15 protein-coding genes are annotated in these 18,866 nt (G+C 39.4%); 7 read left to right on the forward strand and 8 right to left on the reverse strand.

What is annotated here, in order from left to right:
• Position 1: 1 nt before the first annotated feature.
• Positions 2-493, reverse strand: coding sequence for a ribonuclease E activity regulator RraA (gene rraA, locus GQR52_RS08160; RefSeq protein WP_007582040.1), 492 nt, complete (start codon positions 491-493; stop codon positions 2-4).
• 205 nt (positions 494-698) lie between these two features.
• Between rraA and GQR52_RS08165 the strand changes: the two genes are divergently transcribed.
• The 3 genes from GQR52_RS08165 to GQR52_RS08175 all read left to right on the forward strand — a co-directional run bounded on the left by GQR52_RS08165 (position 699) and on the right by GQR52_RS08175 (position 4,256).
• Complete coding sequence (locus tag GQR52_RS08165; protein WP_033026551.1) at positions 699-1,238, forward strand: phosphatase PAP2 family protein; 540 nt, start codon at positions 699-701, stop codon at positions 1,236-1,238.
• On the forward strand, positions 1,235-2,266 hold the full coding sequence (locus tag GQR52_RS08170; protein ID WP_165728106.1) for an MJ1255/VC2487 family glycosyltransferase: 1,032 nt from the start codon (positions 1,235-1,237) through the stop codon (positions 2,264-2,266). The genes GQR52_RS08165 and GQR52_RS08170 overlap by 4 nt, the downstream gene beginning before the upstream one ends.
• A gap of 109 nt (positions 2,267-2,375) precedes the next feature.
• Positions 2,376-4,256 (forward strand): methyl-accepting chemotaxis protein, encoded by a 1,881-nt coding sequence (locus GQR52_RS08175; RefSeq protein ID WP_165728107.1) that lies wholly within the window; start codon positions 2,376-2,378, stop codon positions 4,254-4,256.
• Positions 4,257-4,342: 86 nt separating this feature from the next.
• On the opposite strand, the gene GQR52_RS08180 is transcribed toward GQR52_RS08175, so the two are convergent.
• The 5 genes from GQR52_RS08180 to priA form a co-directional block, all read right to left on the reverse strand.
• A complete protein-coding gene (locus GQR52_RS08180; protein WP_010553804.1) occupies positions 4,343-4,717 on the reverse strand; it encodes a gamma-butyrobetaine hydroxylase-like domain-containing protein in 375 nt (124 codons plus the stop codon).
• 62 nt (positions 4,718-4,779) lie between these two features.
• A complete protein-coding gene (hslU, locus tag GQR52_RS08185) occupies positions 4,780-6,108 on the reverse strand; it encodes an HslU--HslV peptidase ATPase subunit (RefSeq protein WP_024594430.1) in 1,329 nt (442 codons plus the stop codon).
• Between the two features lie 11 nt (positions 6,109-6,119).
• A complete protein-coding gene (gene hslV / locus GQR52_RS08190) occupies positions 6,120-6,638 on the reverse strand; it encodes an ATP-dependent protease subunit HslV (protein ID WP_002958366.1) in 519 nt (172 codons plus the stop codon).
• A 79-nt stretch (positions 6,639-6,717) separates the two neighbouring features.
• Entirely contained in the window at positions 6,718-7,245 is a 528-nt protein-coding gene (locus GQR52_RS08195; protein WP_165728108.1) for an SPOR domain-containing protein, read from the reverse strand.
• 20 nt (positions 7,246-7,265) lie between these two features.
• Positions 7,266-9,452 (reverse strand): primosomal protein N', encoded by a 2,187-nt coding sequence (gene priA / locus GQR52_RS08200; RefSeq protein WP_007582030.1) that lies wholly within the window; start codon positions 9,450-9,452, stop codon positions 7,266-7,268.
• Positions 9,453-9,682: 230 nt separating this feature from the next.
• Between priA and rpmE the strand changes: the two genes are divergently transcribed.
• Positions 9,683-9,898, forward strand: coding sequence for a 50S ribosomal protein L31 (rpmE, locus tag GQR52_RS08205; RefSeq protein WP_007582029.1), 216 nt, complete (start codon positions 9,683-9,685; stop codon positions 9,896-9,898).
• Between the two features lie 688 nt (positions 9,899-10,586).
• Positions 10,587-11,828, forward strand: a complete 1,242-nt coding sequence (locus GQR52_RS08210) for a malic enzyme-like NAD(P)-binding protein (RefSeq protein ID WP_007582028.1) — start codon at positions 10,587-10,589, stop codon at positions 11,826-11,828.
• 82 nt (positions 11,829-11,910) lie between these two features.
• Here the strand turns inward: GQR52_RS08210 and metJ are convergent, their stop codons facing one another.
• The gene (gene metJ / locus GQR52_RS08215) at positions 11,911-12,231 is read right to left on the reverse strand and encodes a met regulon transcriptional regulator MetJ (RefSeq protein WP_007586263.1); all 321 of its coding nucleotides are present in this window, start codon (positions 12,229-12,231) and stop codon (positions 11,911-11,913) included.
• Between the two features lie 289 nt (positions 12,232-12,520).
• Here metJ and metB point away from each other — a divergent pair, with 289 nt between their 5' ends.
• The gene (gene metB, locus GQR52_RS08220; RefSeq protein WP_165728109.1) at positions 12,521-13,768 is read left to right on the forward strand and encodes a cystathionine gamma-synthase; all 1,248 of its coding nucleotides are present in this window, start codon (positions 12,521-12,523) and stop codon (positions 13,766-13,768) included.
• A gap of 170 nt (positions 13,769-13,938) precedes the next feature.
• Positions 13,939-16,284: a bifunctional aspartate kinase/homoserine dehydrogenase II gene (metL, locus tag GQR52_RS08225; protein ID WP_165728110.1), complete on the forward strand. Its 2,346-nt coding sequence runs from the start codon at positions 13,939-13,941 to the stop codon at positions 16,282-16,284.
• 64 nt (positions 16,285-16,348) lie between these two features.
• On the opposite strand, the gene GQR52_RS08230 is transcribed toward metL, so the two are convergent.
• Positions 16,349-18,841, reverse strand: coding sequence for a PBP1A family penicillin-binding protein (locus GQR52_RS08230; RefSeq protein WP_165728111.1), 2,493 nt, complete (start codon positions 18,839-18,841; stop codon positions 16,349-16,351).
• Positions 18,842-18,866: the final 25 nt, after the last annotated feature.

The raw sequence follows: 18,866 nt of genomic DNA on the forward strand, positions 1-18,866 counted from the left end.
GTTATACTTCTACAACTTCCAATTCTTCTGCAGATAAAACAATGCCAGTACTATCGGCATAAATAAAGTCATCATCAAAAAATGATACACCGGCAAAGTTAACGCCTATAGCATCCTCGCCAGCACCTTCACTGTCAGCTGCAACAGGGATAGAAGCAATTGCTTGAATGCCTAAATCAAGTTCTTCAAGCTCATCAACGTGGCGTACTGCGCCGTAAACAACAATACCATTCCAGTTATTTTCAAGTGCAAGTTCGGCCAATTCAATATCAATAAGTGCACGGCGAGTTGAGCCACCACCATCAATAAGAAGCACTAAGTCTGTACCGTCTTGAGAAAGTAATTCGCGGATCAGTTCATTATTTTCAAAACATTTAACCGTTTTAATGCGGCCACCAAAGCTGTGTCGACCACCAAAGTTGATGAACATTGGCTCTAGCACGTCAACCACATCAGCAAAGTGGTCACATAAATCAGAAGTGCTGTAATCCATTATTTTATCCTCAAAAGGTACATTAATTTATACCTCAGTATACCCTCCTTATAAGCAATAACAACGACTTAATCGCAGTAAATTTAGACAAAACAAGCGCTAAATCATTAATCGCAATAATAGTGTCTTAAAAGCGTCACTCAATTGTTATTTACAACACATAAGCTAAATCGGTGTTCATATATTATGCAATGAGGGGGAAGTGATGGATAACAATAATATGTTTAAAAGGGCAGCTCTGCTAGATGAGCAATTATTTTTAACTCTGTTTAATTGCAACTCACCGAAGTGGTTTAAAACAATGGCGTTTGGCTTATCTAAAAGCGGTGATGGAGGGCTTTACATACTTGTGTGTTTAGCGGTGTGGTGGCTTAGTAATAATGAGCAGCAACAATTATTACCTGTAACGATATTAGTTGGTTTTGCTATAGAAAGGCCCATTTATTTACTGGCCAAAAATAGATTTGCCCGCATCCGTCCATGCGACTGCTTAGTAACAAATGCTTACATAGTACCAAGTGATAAATTTAGTTTGCCCTCGGGCCACAGCGCTGCAGCGTTCTTAGTTGCGATTATACTAAGTCACTTTTTCCCTGAATATATATGGCTACTACTTAGTTGGGCTGCTGGTGTGGCTATTTCTCGTGTTGTATTAGGCGTACATTTTCCTGCTGATATTATTATAGGTGCGATTATTGGCAGTGTTTGTGGCTTATTCGCATTAGCGCTCGTGGTACCTGTATGAAAATATTGTATGGAGTGCAGGGTACCGGTAATGGTCATATAACGCGGGCTAGGGTTATGGCAAGCTGCTTTAATAAACTTGGTATTGATGTTGATTATGTGTTTTCAGGGCGAGCAAATAAAGATTACTTTGATATGCACGAATTCTCAGATTATAAAGCGTATCGGGGCTTATCGTTTAGTACTGAAAATGGGCAAGTCAAAAATTTAAAAACACTTAAAAACATGCGAGTTTGTAAGCTGGTGAGTGATATAAAATCGCTTGATATAAAACAGTACGATTTTGTACTTAATGACTTTGAGCCAGTCACAGCATGGGCTGCAAAACGGGCCGATATACCCGTTATCGGTATTAGTCACCAAGCCGCATTTTTGTCAGAAAACGCACCTATATTTGGTCGTGGTGTACTTAGAAAATCGCTCATCAAGCATTATGCACCAGCATCTACCTACTTAGGCGTACACTGGAAGCCATTTGCAAATAATATAATCCCGCCTTTTATTGCTCATCATAATCATGAGAATCCTGTCGCGGTACTAAATAAGGTATTGGTATATTTACCGTTTGAAAACTTAGATAGCATTGTTGATTACTTAAAAGACTTTCCCGAAAAAGAATTTTATTGTTATCACCCAAATGCCTGCAATCAGTCTTTTGGACATATACATTTGCGACCCCCCTCACGTTCTGGTTTTTTAAATGACTTAGCAAACACGAGTGGCGTTATTGGTAATGCGGGGTTTGAGCTTGCCAGTGAAGCGCTTAAGTTAGGTAAGAAGTTACTATTAAAGCCTTTAGATGGGCAGTTTGAGCAAACCGCAAATGCACAAACTTTGTTTGCCATGGGCATGGCGCATGTTATGAACTATTTAAACCCGCAAGCCCTTGATGACTGGAATAGCGCCCCGCAAAATAAGCAAATAAATTACCCTAGCGATCCCGAGCCTTTAATTGATTGGTTGGTTAAACAACAGTGGAATAACACACAATCGTTACACAAAGGTTTGTGGGATAGTGTCGCTTTATAGCCATCATAATTAAGTAGCTTAGAATAACCAATAATAAAAAGTTAAATTAATGAGTCGCTCCTGAGCTATCAGCTATAATACAAATGCATATTTAAAAAAGGCGTTAGCGATGAATTTTTTACAAAACTTAACAATCAAACGACGTTTACAGTTAAACGCAGTCGTTGTTGGTTTAGCAATGGTGGTCCTTTTATGCGTAATAATTTATGAAGCGAGAACAACGTTAAGCTTAAATAAAACAATTCAGCTTGCTGAAGAGCTTAATATCCATGAATTAGAACTGCGTAAACATGAAAAAAACTTTCTTTTTTATAAACAAGAAGAAGCATTAGACTTATTTGAACAAGATTATAACCAGCTTAAAAGTAAAATTGCTAAGTTGAATGTAATTATGCAAGAGCAGGGTATCGAAACCCAAAAAATAAGTAATCTCGATAATTTGGTAAGTGCTTATAGCAATGACTTTATGAGTGTTGTTGTGCTACAAAAACGCATAGGATTACACCCAAAAGATGGGCTGTATGGCGAACTAAGAAGTGCAGTACACGAGGTCGAAAGCTTGCTCAAAGAGCAAGATAATTACAAACTCTTATCTTCTATATTACAATTAAGACGGGCTGAAAAAGATTTTATGCTACGTTTTGATCTTAAGTATTTAACTCGATTTGATGAAGGGGTTGATACTTTAAAGCAGCAAATCGCTCAGGCTCAATTTGATACGGGGTATACAGCTCAATTAAATGGCTTTTTAAATTCCTACCAAACGCAATTTCAAGCATTGGTCCAGGCACAGGTTGAATTGGGCTTAGATTTAAATTCAGGAGCACTTGGAAAAATGCGTAAAAGTGTTGAACAAAGTGATGCAATCGTTGCGCAGATACTATTAAGCACTAAGCAGCAGGTAGATAAAAGCGTTGAACAGGCACAATTTTTAGCCATTCTTATTTTTGTGATTGCTGGCATTATTGTTTTAATGTTGGTTTATTTCACGAGCCGCTCGATTATTGTGCCTATAGAGCGGGTTTATCACACCATTAACGACATTCGTCGTAATAATGATTTAAGCGTGATGATAGAGCAAACAGGTAAAGACGAAATTACCACCATGACGGTCGACTTTAATAGTTTAATAGGCGATTTTAAAAACTTAATTAACGAAGTTAATGGTGCTTTAAATACGCTTAACATAGCAACAGAGCATTTATCAGAAAGTACCGCAGCAACAAGCTCCGGTATGCAAGAGCAATTACATGAAGCCGACATGGTTGCAACTGCAGCCACCGAAATGCAGGCGACGATTCAGGATATTTCACATAATACTGAAGCGGCTGCTAAAAAAGCAGAGTCAACAAACTTAAGTGCTCAACAAGGGCGCAGTGAAGTTGACTCTACCGTTAAGCACATTAGAGCCCTATCTGATTCGTTAGGGAATGCATCAAATGTAGTATCGCAACTTGAAAAAGATGGCGAAACAATTGGTTCAGTGCTTGATGTAATTCGGGGGATTGCAGATCAAACAAATTTACTCGCACTTAATGCGGCAATAGAAGCGGCACGTGCTGGTGAGTATGGTCGTGGTTTTGCTGTTGTTGCAGATGAGGTTCGTTCATTAGCGAAGCGTACTCAAGAGTCCACGAGTGAGATTGAAGGTATTATAAGTACCTTACAGCAGCGTACTCAAGAAGTGGTGAGTATTATGCACAAATGTCGTTCTCAAGGCGATGAAAGTGCCTCGCAAGCAATTAAAGCAGGTGAGTTATTAGGCGCAATTACTGAAGATGTACAAACAATAATGGAAATGAGCTCTCAAATAGCGGTTGCTATTGACGAGCAAAGCCAAGTGGCATCAGAGGTTAATAAAAATGTAGTAAGAATTCGCGACATTGCGCAAGATGCAACTGAACATGCTGCTAAAAACGCCCAAACTAGCGAAGAAGTATCTGAGCAAGCTAGAGTGTTATTTAGCGCTATTGATAAGTTTAAAGTGTAACTAACCTGAACTCTGGATAGTAAATATTTTAACCAGGGTTTAGGTTAACTAATCTAAAAATACCCACCTAAAGTTACCAATAAGGTTTAAGGAATAAACTTTATTGGTACACTGTTTTTGTTTTGTTCGTGCTCGGCTACGCGTGCCGAATATTCATCGCTCAACGTTTGTTGCTGCGCTTGTAGTTTTTCAAAGTAACTCCAACTGAACAGTCCGCTATTGTGACCATCATCGAAATCTAAACGCAGTGCATAATGCCCAACAGGTACTATGTTTTTTATACCTACAGATTGTTTATTTAAAACCAATTTCATAGGGCCAGAGCCATGGCCTTGCACTTCAGCAGAGGGAGAGTGAACGCGTAAAAATTCACAGCTAAAGACTGCTTGGCTATCGTCGTCAAAATAAACATCTAAATTTTTACTCACGCTGTGGTAATGCACTTTTGTAACGTGTTTCATTTTATATACCCCATTAAAAAGCCCCCAATCTGGAGGCTTTTAGTATAACGTTTATATTCGTTTTATAGAATGAAGCGGCTTAAGTCTTCATCTTCAACAAGTGCACCTAGATGTTTTTCAACGTAAGCGGCGTCAATAACAAGTGATGAACCTGCTTTTTCAGAAGCATCGTATGAAATTTCTTCCATCAATCTTTCCATCACAGTATGCAAGCGACGAGCACCGATGTTTTCGGTTTTTTCGTTAACTTGCCACGCAGCCTTAGCAATACGCTCAATAGCATCATCACTAAACTCAATCGTTACTTGCTCAGTTTTAAGGAGCTCTCGTTGTTGCTCAGTAAGCGATGCATGCGGCTCTGTCAGGATACGTTTAAAGTCATTTGCAGTTAGTGGCTCAAGTTCTACTCGAATCGGTAAGCGACCTTGTAGCTCAGGTATCATGTCTGATGGTTTAGACATTTGGAACGCACCTGAGGCAATAAACAACATATGGTCAGTTTTAACCATACCGTGTTTAGTGTTTACTGTTGAGCCTTCAATTAGCGGTAGTAAGTCGCGCTGAACACCTTCTCGGCTCACATCAGGGCCTGAAGAATCACCACGTTTACAAATTTTGTCTATTTCATCAATAAACACAATACCGTTTTGCTCTACTGCAAAAATAGCTTGTTCTTTTAGCTCTTCAGGGTTTACTAATTTAGCGGCTTCTTCTTCTGTTAATAGTTTGAAGGCTTCTTTAATTTTTAACTTACGTTTAGTGCGTTTATCGCCGCCCATGTTTTGAAACATGCTTTGTAACTGGTTGGTCATATCTTCCATACCAGGAGGCGCCATAATTTCTACGTTTGATTGAGCTTGCGCTAGTTCAATCTCGATTTCTTTATCATCTAATTGACCTTCACGTAATTTTTTACGAAATGTTTGGCGAGTAGATGAAGTATCGTCGCGTTGGCTTTCGCCATATTGATCTTTAACCGGTGGTAAAAGTGCATCTAAAATACGCTCTTCTGCTGCTTCTTCGGCGCGATGTTTAAACTTTTTAGTTTGCTGTTCGCGAGTCATTTTAATTGAAACATCAACGAGGTCACGTATGATCGTATCTACTTCTTTACCAACATAACCAACTTCAGTGAATTTAGTCGCTTCTACTTTAATGAATGGTGCGTTAGCAAGTTTTGCTAAACGGCGGGCAATTTCTGTTTTACCTACGCCTGTTGGACCAATCATTAATATATTTTTTGGTGTTACTTCACTGCGTAAATCTTCATTTAATTGCATGCGGCGCCAGCGATTACGAAGCGCAATAGCGACTGCTTTTTTAGCTTTAGCCTGACCTATAATGTGCTGATCTAGCTCGTGAACAATTTCTCTTGGGGTCATATCAGACATAATAGTTCCTATTATAATTCTTCGATTGTTTGGAAGTTATTAGTAAATACGCAGATGTTGCCTGCAATAGTTAAGCTTTTCTCTACTATTTCACGAGCGCTTAAATCTGTATTTTCTAAAAGGGCGGTTGCAGCTGATTGCGCAAAGTTACCACCACTACCAATTGCAATTAAATCGTTTTCTGGCTGAACTACATCGCCATTACCGGTAATAATTAAAGAGGCTGTTTCGTCTGCTACAGCGAGCAGCGCTTCGAGTTTTCGAAGTGCACGGTCACTTCGCCAATCTTTAGCCATTTCTACTGCGGCTTTAGTTAGGTTACCTTGGTGCATTTCTAATTTGCTTTCAAAACGTTCGAAAAGAGTGAAGGCATCAGCAGTACCGCCGGCAAAACCAGCGATTACTTTGCCATTATAAAGACGTCGAACTTTGCGGGCGTTGCCCTTCATTACGGTGTTACCAAGTGAAACTTGGCCATCGCCGCCAATTACAACTTTGTCGCCGCGGCGAACACTTACGATAGTAGTCATGTTATTCCTCATCATCGAGCTGCAGAGGCAACTCGTAAAAAACGATTATGATGAGGTTATATGGGTGAATGGTTTATTTTCAAGTCCAGCCCCAAATTCCGCAGCCGACTATTTTTACACGTTTAAGTTTGTTTTTATCGCTTTCGGCTTGGCGTTTGGTTTTATAAGGGCCTAAACGTACTTTATACCAAGTGCCATTGCTGCCTTCAGCCTGTTTGATCTCAGAAATGAGCCCTGCAAATGCGATTTTAGCTTTTAATGATTCAGCTTGTGCATGAGTTCTGAACGAACCGCATTGCATAACATAAGGACCTTTTTGCTCAAGTTCTTTTACTTCAACTTGAATCTCGTGGTTTCTAATTTCTTTAATAAATTCCGGTGTACGTGGAATAACAACTTCTACTTTTGCGGGTGCAGTTGGGTTAGCTTGTTTTTCGACAAGCTTTGGATCGGCATTACTTTTTATAAACCATAGTGCGTAGGCAAAACCACCTACAAGTAAGATGGCTATAACGGCTAAAAGAATAGGAAATGGTTTTTTAGCGGGGGCGTTTTTTTTACTGTTTCTGCCTGCAGGCTTTTTATTAATATAATCGTGCTGTGCCATGGTGTTATTTTGGCCTTAACCTAAATCATGTCTATAGGGTCTACGTCTAAGCTCCAGCGTACTTTTTGTGCAAGTTTACTGGTACTTAAATAATCAACCATTTGCGCAAGGTACTGATGTAATATGCGACGATCTTGCGCTTGAATATGCAATTGAAAACGATACATACCTGCGACTCTTTCAAGTGGGGCAGGGATCGGACCGAGCAATTGTATACCAGATACCCCATTCACAGGAACCAAATCCGTCAAAAAATCGACGACTAGTTTAATACTATGTCCTTGTGCACGCACAATGGCCATATTTGTAATGGGCGGTAAGTCAGCATCATCGCGCTCACTAAGAGCAAAGCGGGCAAAGTCTTGGTAACCATTATTAACTAAGTCTTGCAAAAGAGGGTGTTCTGGAAAGTGTGTTTGTAATAACACTTGACCAGGCTCACCTGAACGTCCAGCACGCCCCGCTACTTGGGTGACTAATTGCGCTAAATGCTCTGTCGCTCTAAAGTCGCATGAGTATAAGCCGCTATCTACATCTAAAATTATAACAAGGCTTACATCTGCAAAGTGATGGCCTTTGGCAAGCATTTGTGTGCCCACTAAAATGCGTGCGCCGCCTAGGTTTATTTCATCAAGTGCTTTTTCAAGGCTACCTTTACGGCGAGTTGAATCGCGGTCTATACGAGTAACAGGTGTATCAGGGAATTCGGTCGATAAAAACTCTTCAATTTGCTCTGTGCCTTTACCGTTAGGAAATATTTGCGTACTTCCACAGTCAGGGCATTGGTGAGGGACAGGGTACTGGTCGCCACAGTGATGACAGATCATTTGCCCAATCGCTTTATGAAATGTAGCGCTGGTACTGCATCGTTTACACTCGCTCAACCAACCGCACTCATGGCAAATAAGGGTGGGTGAGAAACCTCGGCGATTTAAAAATACCATAACCTGTTTACCGCGATTTAAGTGCTGACGCATAGTAGCAAGACTTGCATGTGCAATACCTGCTTGGTCGGGCTGACCTTTCATATCGAGTAACTTAAACTGATTGTCAGTCGCTGTTTGCGCACGCTCCGTTAAACTTAATAGCTGGTATTTGTTATTAATTGCTTTGTGAAGTGTTTCAAGCGCGGGTGTGGCGCTGCCTAATATAAGCGGGATTTTATGCTGAAAAGCTCTGTAAGCGGCTAAATCACGAGCATGGTAACGAAGGGTATCTTGTTGTTTAAATGACGAGTCGTGTTCTTCATCAACAACAATCATACCGAGTTTTAAAAATGGCAGAAAAATACTCGAACGTGTGCCAATAACTATCGCACAACTGCCTTTTTCGCAAAAACGCCATGTTTGTAAACGTTCGTTGTCGGTAAGTGCTGAGTGCCAAAGCATAATGGGTGTATCAGGAAAGCGGCGGCGAAAACGGTTTACGGTTTGTGGTGTTAGGCCGATTTCGGGCACGAGTACGAGGGCTTGCTCGCCACGTTTGAGTACTTCTTCTAGGCACTGTAAATACACTTCGGTTTTACCGCTGCCCGTTACGCCTTCTAATAAGAAGCTGCTAAAGCCAGTACTTTGATTTATAGCTGTGCAAGCAACCGCTTGTTCTTTATTAAGTACTGGTTTACTACCGACGGTTGGAGCAACACTTTGCCATTGGTTATCGTGCTCAATAGTTTGTGTTATGAGTTCTTTATCTATTAAGCTATCTATTGTTTTTTTACTAAAGCCCAGTGCTTTTAACTCAGTTAATGATGACTTACCTGATTGCGATAACTGCTTTAATAGGTTGAGCTGTGTTTTAGCTTTTAATGACGGTACTTTTGCACCTTTTTCTGTCAGGGCAACCATATTAATACTGGTTTTATCAGGCGATTCACCTTGGCGAAGTGCACCAGGTAGCGCTATATGAATAGTTTCGCCTAATGGATAGCAATAATAGCGGGCAGTAAAGCTAAGGAGTTCTAAATGCTGGGCACTTAAAATAGGGGCGTCGTCTATTACCTCTATAATATTTTTAATTTTATTTAAAGGGACGTCGGTACTGCTTTTAATACCCAAAACAACCGCTACTTTTTTTTGATTACCAAAAGGTACCAAAACTCGCATGCCAGGTAGTAAGGGAATTGATAAGCCACTGAGCTGTTCTTCTATTTTATAATCAAAGGTGCGTGGAAGCGGGACTTTAATAGCAACTTCAACAAAACTCATAACAACTCAACCCGTAAAATTAATGCTGTAATGTACTAAAAATAACGCTAAAAACCTACTAGCAATAGTGCTTGAGAAAGAGATTGTTCACTTTTTTGGCAAAAATATAAATAAATACTTGTGTGGGGGGAGGTTGTTGGATAAAATCCGCCACCAACAAATTTGTTTTAACGACGTATGGTGCCAAACTCCGGGTTTGGAGAGCGATGCGGCCTTAACTAGAGGTTCCTATGAAAGAAGGTATTCACCCTAAGTACGAAGTAATTTCTGCAACATGTTCATGTGGAAATAAATTCGAAACTAGCTCAACTCTTTGTAAAGACATTCACTTAGACGTATGTTCTGCGTGTCACCCGTTTTACACTGGTAAGCAAAAAGTTTTAGACACTGGCGGACGTGTTGATCGCTTCAACAAGCGCTTTGGTGCACTTGCCAGCAAGAAGTAATTATTGCTGTTTAGTTAAAAAAAGCACCTTAGGGTGCTTTTTTTGTGCCTAAAATTTGTTATTTATTATCTTAAACTAACCTACATAAATCTTTGAGCAATTTAACGAATTAAATTGCACTATAACGTCGTTAAAAAATTTTTATTTAGAACAACTAGATACAAAAATTTTTGCCTAGTTCTAGCGTAATTTTCTTAACGTTAAATAGACCCCATATATAAGCAGATTGGTATTATTTCGTTGATTTTAACTATCCCCTCCTTTTGCATAACTATTTCCTATTCTTATTCTGAGTATGCATAATCCTTTACAGACAAATCGATAGATATTCTCTATATTTTAAATAGTACAATTTTTAACTAGGTTGATAAAAGTATCTAACGTGGGCTTATCTGTTTTTAAAGTAGGGTAGTAGGCTGTTATTCTAAGTTTATGCTGATACTTTAAGTATACATTTTATAAGATTTTGATAGGCATAAAAGCACCTTAAAACTTACTTTTTAGGTGAATTTTTATTTATTAAATGTTGATATAATCCTGCAAAGTTACTGAAAAACCTCTTAAAATTATAGGATATAGCATATAACAGGATAGACCTGATATTGCTTGGAATTTAAAAATAATAAGGGTATCGTACCCCAAGACTCCATCTCTCACTTTAACTTAAATTGCAGGATACCATCGCGTTATGTCTGACTTTCGTGAACAAGCACTACATTACCACTCACATCCCGTACCAGGTAAAATTAGCATTGAGCTTACAAAACCAGCTGAAACGGCTCATGATCTTGCACTTGCGTATAGCCCAGGTGTTGCCGAACCTGTACGTGAAATAGCTGCAGATCCTGCAAATGCTTATAAATATACGGGTAAAGGTAACATGGTTGCGGTTATTACTAATGGTACTGCAATTCTAGGCCTTGGTAATTTAGGTCCTTTAGCGTCTAAGCCTGTAATGGAAGGTAAAGCGCTATTGTTTAAACGTTTTGCAGGGCTTGATTCTATCGATATTGAAGTTAAGCACAAAACAACAGAAGACTTTATTAATACGGTTGCCAATATTGCCGACACATTCGGTGGTATTAACCTTGAAGATATTAAAGCACCAGAGTGTTTTGAAATTGAAAAAGCATTAATAGAGCGTTGTAGCATTCCTGTTTTTCATGATGATCAACACGGTACTGCCATTGTAACGGCTGCTGGTATGTTAAATGCGCTAGAAGTACAAGGTAAGTCAATTGAAGATGCAATTATTGTATGTTTAGGTGCAGGCGCTGCCGCTGTTGCGTGTATGGAGCTGTTAATTAAGTGTGGTGCACTGCGTGAACACATTTATATGCTTGACCGCAAAGGTGTTATTCATACCCGCCGCGATGACTTAAATGAATATAAACAGCTTTTTGCTAACAATACCGATAAGCGTACATTGCAAGATGTAATTGCAGATGCTGATGTGTTTGTGGGTGTTTCTGGTCCTAACTTATTAGCGGCTGAAGATTTAAAGCTAATGGCTGCAAAACCAGTTGTGTTTGCATGTTCAAACCCAGATCCTGAGATTGATCCTGCACTTGCGCACGGCGCACGCAACGATTTAATCATGGCAACAGGGCGCTCTGATTACCCTAACCAAGTTAATAATGTTTTATGTTTCCCGTTTATTTTCCGTGGTGCACTTGATGTACGTGCAAGTGCTATTAACGATGAAATGAAAATTGCTGCAGTAGATGCTATTCGAAGTATTGCCAAAGAGCCAGTACCTGCAGAAGTTTTAAAAGCCGCTGGAGTAGATAAACTAGAATTTGGTGCGCAGTATATTATTCCAAAACCAATGGATCCACGTTTACTGCCGCGTATAGCAAGAGCTGTTGCACTTGCTGCTATTGAGTCAGGTGTTGCACAAATTGAGCTACCTGAAAACTATATGCAGTAAATCTATACAGTAGAGCTATGCAATAAAATTTAGACATAAAAAAACCTCAGTAATTACTGAGGTTTTTTTGTCTTTGTAATATTTATTCTTCGTTTAAAACGGGTACTTCTAGACCCATTTCTTGCATTATTTTTTTAACTTCTTCTGGTACTTTTTCGGCGTTATCTTTACGTAAGTCATCGTCATTTGGTAAAGGTTGGCCAGTAAAAGCATGCAAAAATGCCTCACATAGCAATTCACTATTTGTAGCATGGCGAAGGTTATTGATTTGACGACGTGTACGTTCGTCAGTTAATACCTTTAATACATTTAGCGGGATCGAAACGGTGATCTTTTTAACTTGCTCTGATTTTTTACCGTGTTCTGCGTATGGGTGAATATACTCACCATTCCATTTAGCCATAAGATGTATCGTTGCCTCAGATTATTAATTTCTCACACGGTATAAAAAGCGTGTAAATATGCGTGAAATTCTATCGATTTAAAAAAGATAGTCAAATAATAGATACCGATCTATCTTAATAAGCCTATTGTAGGTGTAAAGATAAGCACACTTTTGTGAGCTAAAATGTGTTATTCGCAGAAGCCCCTTCTACTTTTAGCCATCTAGAGCTTTAAAATACTTTGACTTATCAAAACGGATAACTTACTCTTTTAGACGTCTAAACATCCAAATTAATCAGGTGACGAATATGAGCGAAAAAAACAAAGCGACCATTGCTGTACGTAACGGCGTTGATGCTGATAAACATCATGGTGCGGTGGTACCGCCAATTTATTTATCGACTACTTATTCGTTTGCCGACTTTGATACTAAGCGTGAGTATGATTATGGTCGTAGCGGTAATCCTAATCGTGATATTTTAGCTGAGACGCTTGCTAAGCTTGAAGGTGGCGCTCGTGGCATAATTACAGCTACAGGCATGGCTGCCGTGCATTTAGCTACTCAGCTACTTAATAATGACGATACGCTAGTAATTCCACATGATTGTTATGGTGGTAGCTATCGTTTATTTACATCTTTACAAAAACGCGGCTTACTAAAGCTCGAAATACTAGATTTAACAAAAGCAGAAAGCCTGCAACAAATTTTAGCAATTAAACCTAAGCTTATTTGGATAGAAACCCCAAGTAACCCAGTACTTCGTTTAACTGACATTAAAGCGGTTACTGAGGTTGCAAAAAAATGCGGTGCATTGGTGGCTGCAGATAACACGTTTTTGTCACCGGCCTTACAAAATCCTATTAAGTTTGGTGTAGATATTGTGGTGCATTCAACTACTAAATACATTAACGGACACTCAGATGTTGTGGGTGGCGCTGTTATTGCAGCAACACAAGAGCTAGGCGATGAGCTTGCTTGGTGGGCTAATAACATTGGTATTACGGGCGCACCTTTTGATAGTTATTTAACGCTGCGTGGTTTACGTACTTTAAATGTGCGCCTAAGGCAGCATCAAGAAAATGCACTGGCAATAGCAGAGTACTTAGAAAGCTCTGAATTTGTAAGCCAAGTTTATTACCCAGGTCTTGAGTCACATCCTCAACATGAACTCGCTAAAGCACAGCAGCTTGGTTTTGGTGGCATGGTTAGTTTTGATATTAAAGGCGATATAAACGACGCTGCAGCATTTTTAACTAGCCTTAAAACGTTTAGTTTAGCTGAGTCATTAGGTGGCGTAGAGAGCTTAATTTGTCATCCTGCAACTATGACGCATGCAGGCATGGATGCAACAGCACGTTTAGAAGCGGGTGTTGGCGATACGCTTATTCGTATCTCAGTAGGTATTGAAGATATACACGATTTAGTCGCTGATTTTGAGCGCGTGTTTGAACTTGTAAAACCAGGGCAAAATAAAAATGTTGGCCGTGTAGGCAAAGGAGCAGGCACTCCTGGTGGTAACGTTAAATTAAGTGCAGCCCGTCCGGCGCTTTGGTAAGTAATACCAATCCGCAATAATACCTAATCAATTTGAGGGATTAAACCGCACGCTAACTTCGTTAAAAATTTCTCATATAGAACAACTAAACAACGAAATTTTTGCCTTGTTATCGACACGGTTTTCTTATCCTCAAAATAGACAACTTAATTAAGCGAATTGGTATAAATATGGTCAATTGTGTACATAAATTTGGTGGTTCAAGCTTAAGCTCAAGTGAGCGCTATCAAAGCGTAGCTAAAATAATTATTGGGCATACTCAGACGGGCGACTGTGTTGTGGTATCGGCTGCGGGTAAGACAACCGATACGCTAGTATTACTTTGGCAAAGCTATCAAAAACAAGATACTCAAGCAGTAGCTGATATTTTACTGCAGTTAAATAACCATCAAAGTGATTTAATAGAGCAGCTATTAGAAGCCGATTTAAAACGAAGTGCACTTAAAACACTAAGTATCGAACTTAGCTATATTGCAGAACTTGCTCAAGCTGAGCAGCTAAAAGAGGCTGCATTGCTTGCACATGGCGAACTGTGGTCAGCACGTTTACTCGCTACTTATTTACAGCAGCTAAATATTGAGGCATGCGCTCAAGATGCACGTACTCTTTTTACCTTAAATGATGGCGAATTAATGCATGCGCAAAATGCGCAGCAATGTGGGCAGTTAATTTTGCCTAATAAAATAAATGTTGTTACTGGGTTTATTGCCGCAGATATCAAAGGCGAGACAGTAACGCTTGGCCGAAATGGCAGTGACTACAGTGCAACACTACTTGCAAATTATTGCCATGCTAAGCAAGTATGTATTTGGACTGATACACAGGGGGTGTATAGCACTGATCCTCGCAAGGTACAAAAAGCGATTAAGTACGGCAAAATTTGCCGTGGACAGGCTAATTTATTAGCTCGTTTGGGTAACCCTGTATTACATGCAAAAACACTATCGCCACTTAAAAACACAGATATTAAGCTAGCTGTTCGCAGTAGTTTTGACGTACAAGCAAGTCCAACAGATATAGTAAAAGAAGGTTCAGCGAAGAAAAAGCGCTTTATAACCACGTTGCAAAATGTTGACCTATTAATGGTTGAAGGGTTAAGTGAAGGTGAGGTTGCAAGTGTTAGTCAGCTTATTCAGCATAGCCTTCATCACTTTAACCATAATGGTGAAGTGTATTTAGTAGTACCGGCTGCACAAACATATCAAGTTATTAATTACTTTGCGGGTAGGGCAAATATTAGCGAGTCAAATTTAAACGGTTGTGCAATTGTAGCGCTTGAGCAAGACGTTAATACATTAAGCTTACAAGCATTAGATTTATTAAAACTCCACAGCATAAAACCTCGTTTTGTCCATCAAGATACTGGCTATGCTTTATTGCTTACCGATCAATTTATAGATAGTGATATACAAAGTGACTTACACGATAAGCTAATTAATAAAGGCCAAGAAATCGCAATTATAGTTGCGGGGCTTGGTAACGTTGGCGACGTTTTCATTAAACAGTTATCGGCACAATTTGAGCGTTTATCGGATGACTTTAGTATTAAATTAGTCGGTCTAATTCGCTCTAAAAAAATGCTGTTTAATGCAAGTGGTATTAATACACAGCAATGGAAAACTCAATGGCAGCATGAGGCAAATAGCTATCAATCTGCAGATTTACTGAATGCTATAAATGAGCTCGATTACGAGCATAAAATTGTAATTGATATTACCGCAAGTGAACAATTTAGCTTGTTATATCCAGACTTTGTAGATAGAAACTGTCATTTAATTAGTGCTAATAAATACGCTGGAACAGCACCTACTACTTGGTATAAAGCACTTCGTAGTAATATTAAAGAACGTAATTTACATTGGCGATATAACACCAGTGTAGGCGCTGGCTTACCTATTAACTTTGCTTTGGCTGATTTGCAAAATAGTGGCGATAAAATAACACGTATAGAAGGTGTTTTCTCAGGCACGCTTTCGTGGTTATGCAGTAAATATGATGGAACAAGGCCATTTTCTGAGTTGCTACTGGAAGCTCAGAAAATGGGATTCACAGAGCCAGACCCTCGCGAAGATTTATCTGGGCGAGATATGCAGCGTAAGCTACTTATTTTAGCTCGAGAGCTAGGTGTTGAGCTTGAACTTGACGATATTAGCTTATCGGCATTGATGCCAGATGAACTTGCGCTGGGAAGTTGGGATGACTTTTTAAATAAAAAAGCACAGCTAGACGCGTTCATCGAAGAGCATGCAGTGACAGCAAAGTCTAAAAATTTAGTACTTAGATATACGGGCTTGTTAGAAATCACACAAGGTGAAGTAATTGCTAAAGTGGGAATAGCGTATGTGCCTAATGGCGATGCATTAGCAAACCTTACACCTGGCGATAATATTTTTGTAATTAATAGCAAATGGTATAGCGATAACGCATTAGTGATTCAGGGGCCAGGAGCGGGTAGAGAAGTGACCGCCGCGGGTGTGCACTCTGATTTATATTGGCTTGTTCAAAACTTAAAATAAACCTTTGGTTTAAACAAAAACGGCAGCTTAAATAAGCTGCCGTTTTTGTATTACATACATATTATTAAAATAGCTCTTCTTCTGTTTTAGTGTCTTCTTCAAATATATCGTTAGGCTGAGATAGCACATACTTTGTAGGTGCAGTACCTTTTTCAAAATATTCAAATCGACTCGTGTAATCATTTTTATGGCTAAGTAAGCCGGTAGCTAAATCAATACGAATAGAAACAAGTCCCTCAGGCGGCTCAATTGGGGCTTCAGGCTTGCCTTCAAGTGCCGCTTTCATAAATTCAACCCATGCTGGCTGCGCGGTTTTAGCGCCAGATTCCGCACCTGATATTTGGCTGCTATCTAGGTTGTTGTTATATGTAGAGCGACCAAGAGCGTTGCCCGGATTATCAAAGCCAACCCAAACTGAGGTCATCACATTACTATTAAAACCGCTAAACCAGGTATCTACTGAGTCATTAGTTGTGCCTGTTTTACCTGAAATATCGCGACGATCTAGCGCTTGTGCTCGCCAACCGGTTCCACTCCAACCTGTTTTATGAGCCCAGCTACCACCCCCCCAAATTGCACTATTCATAGCATCAGCAATTAAAAATGCATTTTGCTTAGAAATAATTCTCGGCGCACATTTTTTCGTTTGCTCCATTTCATCATCACTATTATGCATCGAGAGAGCATTGTGTGTTGGCAAAGGCTCTTCGTCACAGGCAAGAGCAGGGTTTGCTTTAAACAATATATTGCCGTAAGCGTCTTGAATTTCTGAGATAAAGTAAGGTTCAATTAAATGACCGCCATTGGCAAATGTGCTCATGCCTCTTGCAAGTTCAAGCGGGGTAATAGAAGCACTACCAAGTGCTAATGATTCACTACGATTAATGTCAGCGTCTTTAAAACCAAATTTTAGTAAGTGATCAGCTGTACGTTGCAATCCAACACCACGTAGTAAGCGCACCGAAATAACGTTTTTAGACTGTGCTAAAGCACGGCGAATTCGAATAGGACCGTTGTAAACAGCAGGGCTGTTTTTAGGGCGCCATGCTACGCCTTGGCTCTTATCCCATTGGTTTATAGGTGCATCATTTAATATAGACGCAAGCGTGTAACCTTTTTCAAGTGCTGCTGAATATATAAAAGGTTTTATATTAGAACCCACTTGACGCTTAGCTTGTATCGCTCGGTTGTATTGACTTTGCTCAAAGCTGTAACCCCCTACAATAGCTTTTATTCTACCGTCTTGTGGATCGAGGGATACAATAGCGCTTGATGCTTCTGGTATTTGGCTTAATAAGTAGCTGTTATCTTCGTTTTGACGTACCCATATTTGCATACCTGGCGTTAAAATATCAGTAGCTGCTTTTGGAGCAAAGCTTTGGCGGTAGCGAGTAATATACTTACGCGCCCATTTTAAACTATCCCAACTGAGAGTTGTTTGCTCACCGTTTTTAAGTAGTACTGTAGCTGTTTTATTATTAACACTGAGTACTGCTGCAACTTTTAAAGTGCCTAACTCATTTACGCTCTGTAATTTATTGAGTACTTGTTGCTCAGTTAAAGCTGGTTGTGTTTCAGGATTCCATAAAACATCAGTTGGACCTCTAAAACCATGACGCATATCGTAACTGTGTAAGTTATTTACAAGTGCGTTTTGCGCTGCTTTTTGAACCTTTGACTCTACTGAGGTAAAAATTTTAAAACCAGAGTTGTAAGCTTTATCTACCCCATAGCGCGAAACCATTTCAGCGCGCACCATTTCAGAGATATACGGTGCGTATAAGTTTATTTCTGCACCGTGAAAATAAGCTGTAATAGGTTGGCTAGTTGCTTCGTTATATTGCTCTTGTGTTATATAGTCTTCGGTCAGTAAACGGCCTAAAACTACATTTCGGCGCGCTTTTGCACGCGTTGGGTTACGAATTGGGTTTAAAGCTGAAGGTGCTTTAGGTAAACCTGCAATCATCGCCATTTGCGCAAGTGTTAAATCTTTTAGCTCTTTACCGTAATAAACTTGCGCTGCTGCACCAATACCGAAAGCACGATTACCTAATTCTATTTTATTAAGGTAAAGCTCTAAAATTTCGTCTTTTGTTAACACTCCTTCAATATGAAGCGCTATAAATATTTCTTTAACTTTACGGATATACGCTTTTTCGCGTGTTAAAAAGAAATTACGAGCAAGCTGCATAGTAATAGTACTTGCACCTTGTTTTTTCTCGCCAGTAGATATAAGAACAACAGCCGAACGTACTATACCAATAGGGTCTATGCCTATATGATCGTAAAATCGATTATCTTCTGTCGCTAAAAATGCATTAATGAGTGTTTGAGGAATTTCATCAATAGTCACTGGAATACGACGTTTTTCACCAAATTGATTGATTAAAAGCCCATCTTTAGTGAATACTTGCATAGGAGTTTGTAATTGCACGTCTTTTAAAACTTGCACACTGGGGATATCAGGTTTAACGTAGTAATAAAGACTGATCAAAGTAATCAGACCAATTAACACACAAATGATAAAAAATTGTAAAGTTCGTTTTAATAAAATCACTTATATTTCCCTAAATGGACTCCCA

This window comes from Pseudoalteromonas sp. 31A1 (assembly GCF_011378815.1).
GTDB lineage: Bacteria > Pseudomonadota > Gammaproteobacteria > Enterobacterales > Alteromonadaceae > Pseudoalteromonas > Pseudoalteromonas arctica.

Excerpts from the sequence above, each read along its gene's own strand:
- hslV (WP_002958366.1), bottom strand. The coding sequence starts at position 6,638 with ATGACTACTATCGTAAGTGTTCGCCGCGGCGACAAAGTTGTAATTGGC.
- GQR52_RS08175 (WP_165728107.1), top strand. The coding sequence starts at position 2,376 with ATGAATTTTTTACAAAACTTAACAATCAAACGACGTTTACAGTTAAAC.
- GQR52_RS08195 (WP_165728108.1), bottom strand. The coding sequence starts at position 7,245 with ATGGCACAGCACGATTATATTAATAAAAAGCCTGCAGGCAGAAACAGT.
- GQR52_RS08180 (WP_010553804.1), bottom strand. The coding sequence starts at position 4,717 with ATGAAACACGTTACAAAAGTGCATTACCACAGCGTGAGTAAAAATTTA.
- priA (WP_007582030.1), bottom strand. The coding sequence starts at position 9,452 with ATGAGTTTTGTTGAAGTTGCTATTAAAGTCCCGCTTCCACGCACCTTT.
- GQR52_RS08165 (WP_033026551.1), top strand. The coding sequence starts at position 699 with ATGGATAACAATAATATGTTTAAAAGGGCAGCTCTGCTAGATGAGCAA.
- metL (WP_165728110.1), top strand. The coding sequence starts at position 13,939 with ATGGTCAATTGTGTACATAAATTTGGTGGTTCAAGCTTAAGCTCAAGT.
- GQR52_RS08210 (WP_007582028.1), top strand. The coding sequence starts at position 10,587 with ATGTCTGACTTTCGTGAACAAGCACTACATTACCACTCACATCCCGTA.
- GQR52_RS08170 (WP_165728106.1), top strand. The coding sequence starts at position 1,235 with ATGAAAATATTGTATGGAGTGCAGGGTACCGGTAATGGTCATATAACG.
- metJ (WP_007586263.1), bottom strand. The coding sequence starts at position 12,231 with ATGGCTAAATGGAATGGTGAGTATATTCACCCATACGCAGAACACGGT.
- rraA (WP_007582040.1), bottom strand. The coding sequence starts at position 493 with ATGGATTACAGCACTTCTGATTTATGTGACCACTTTGCTGATGTGGTT.
- metB (WP_165728109.1), top strand. The coding sequence starts at position 12,521 with ATGAGCGAAAAAAACAAAGCGACCATTGCTGTACGTAACGGCGTTGAT.
- rpmE (WP_007582029.1), top strand. The coding sequence starts at position 9,683 with ATGAAAGAAGGTATTCACCCTAAGTACGAAGTAATTTCTGCAACATGT.
- hslU (WP_024594430.1), bottom strand. The coding sequence starts at position 6,108 with ATGTCTGATATGACCCCAAGAGAAATTGTTCACGAGCTAGATCAGCAC.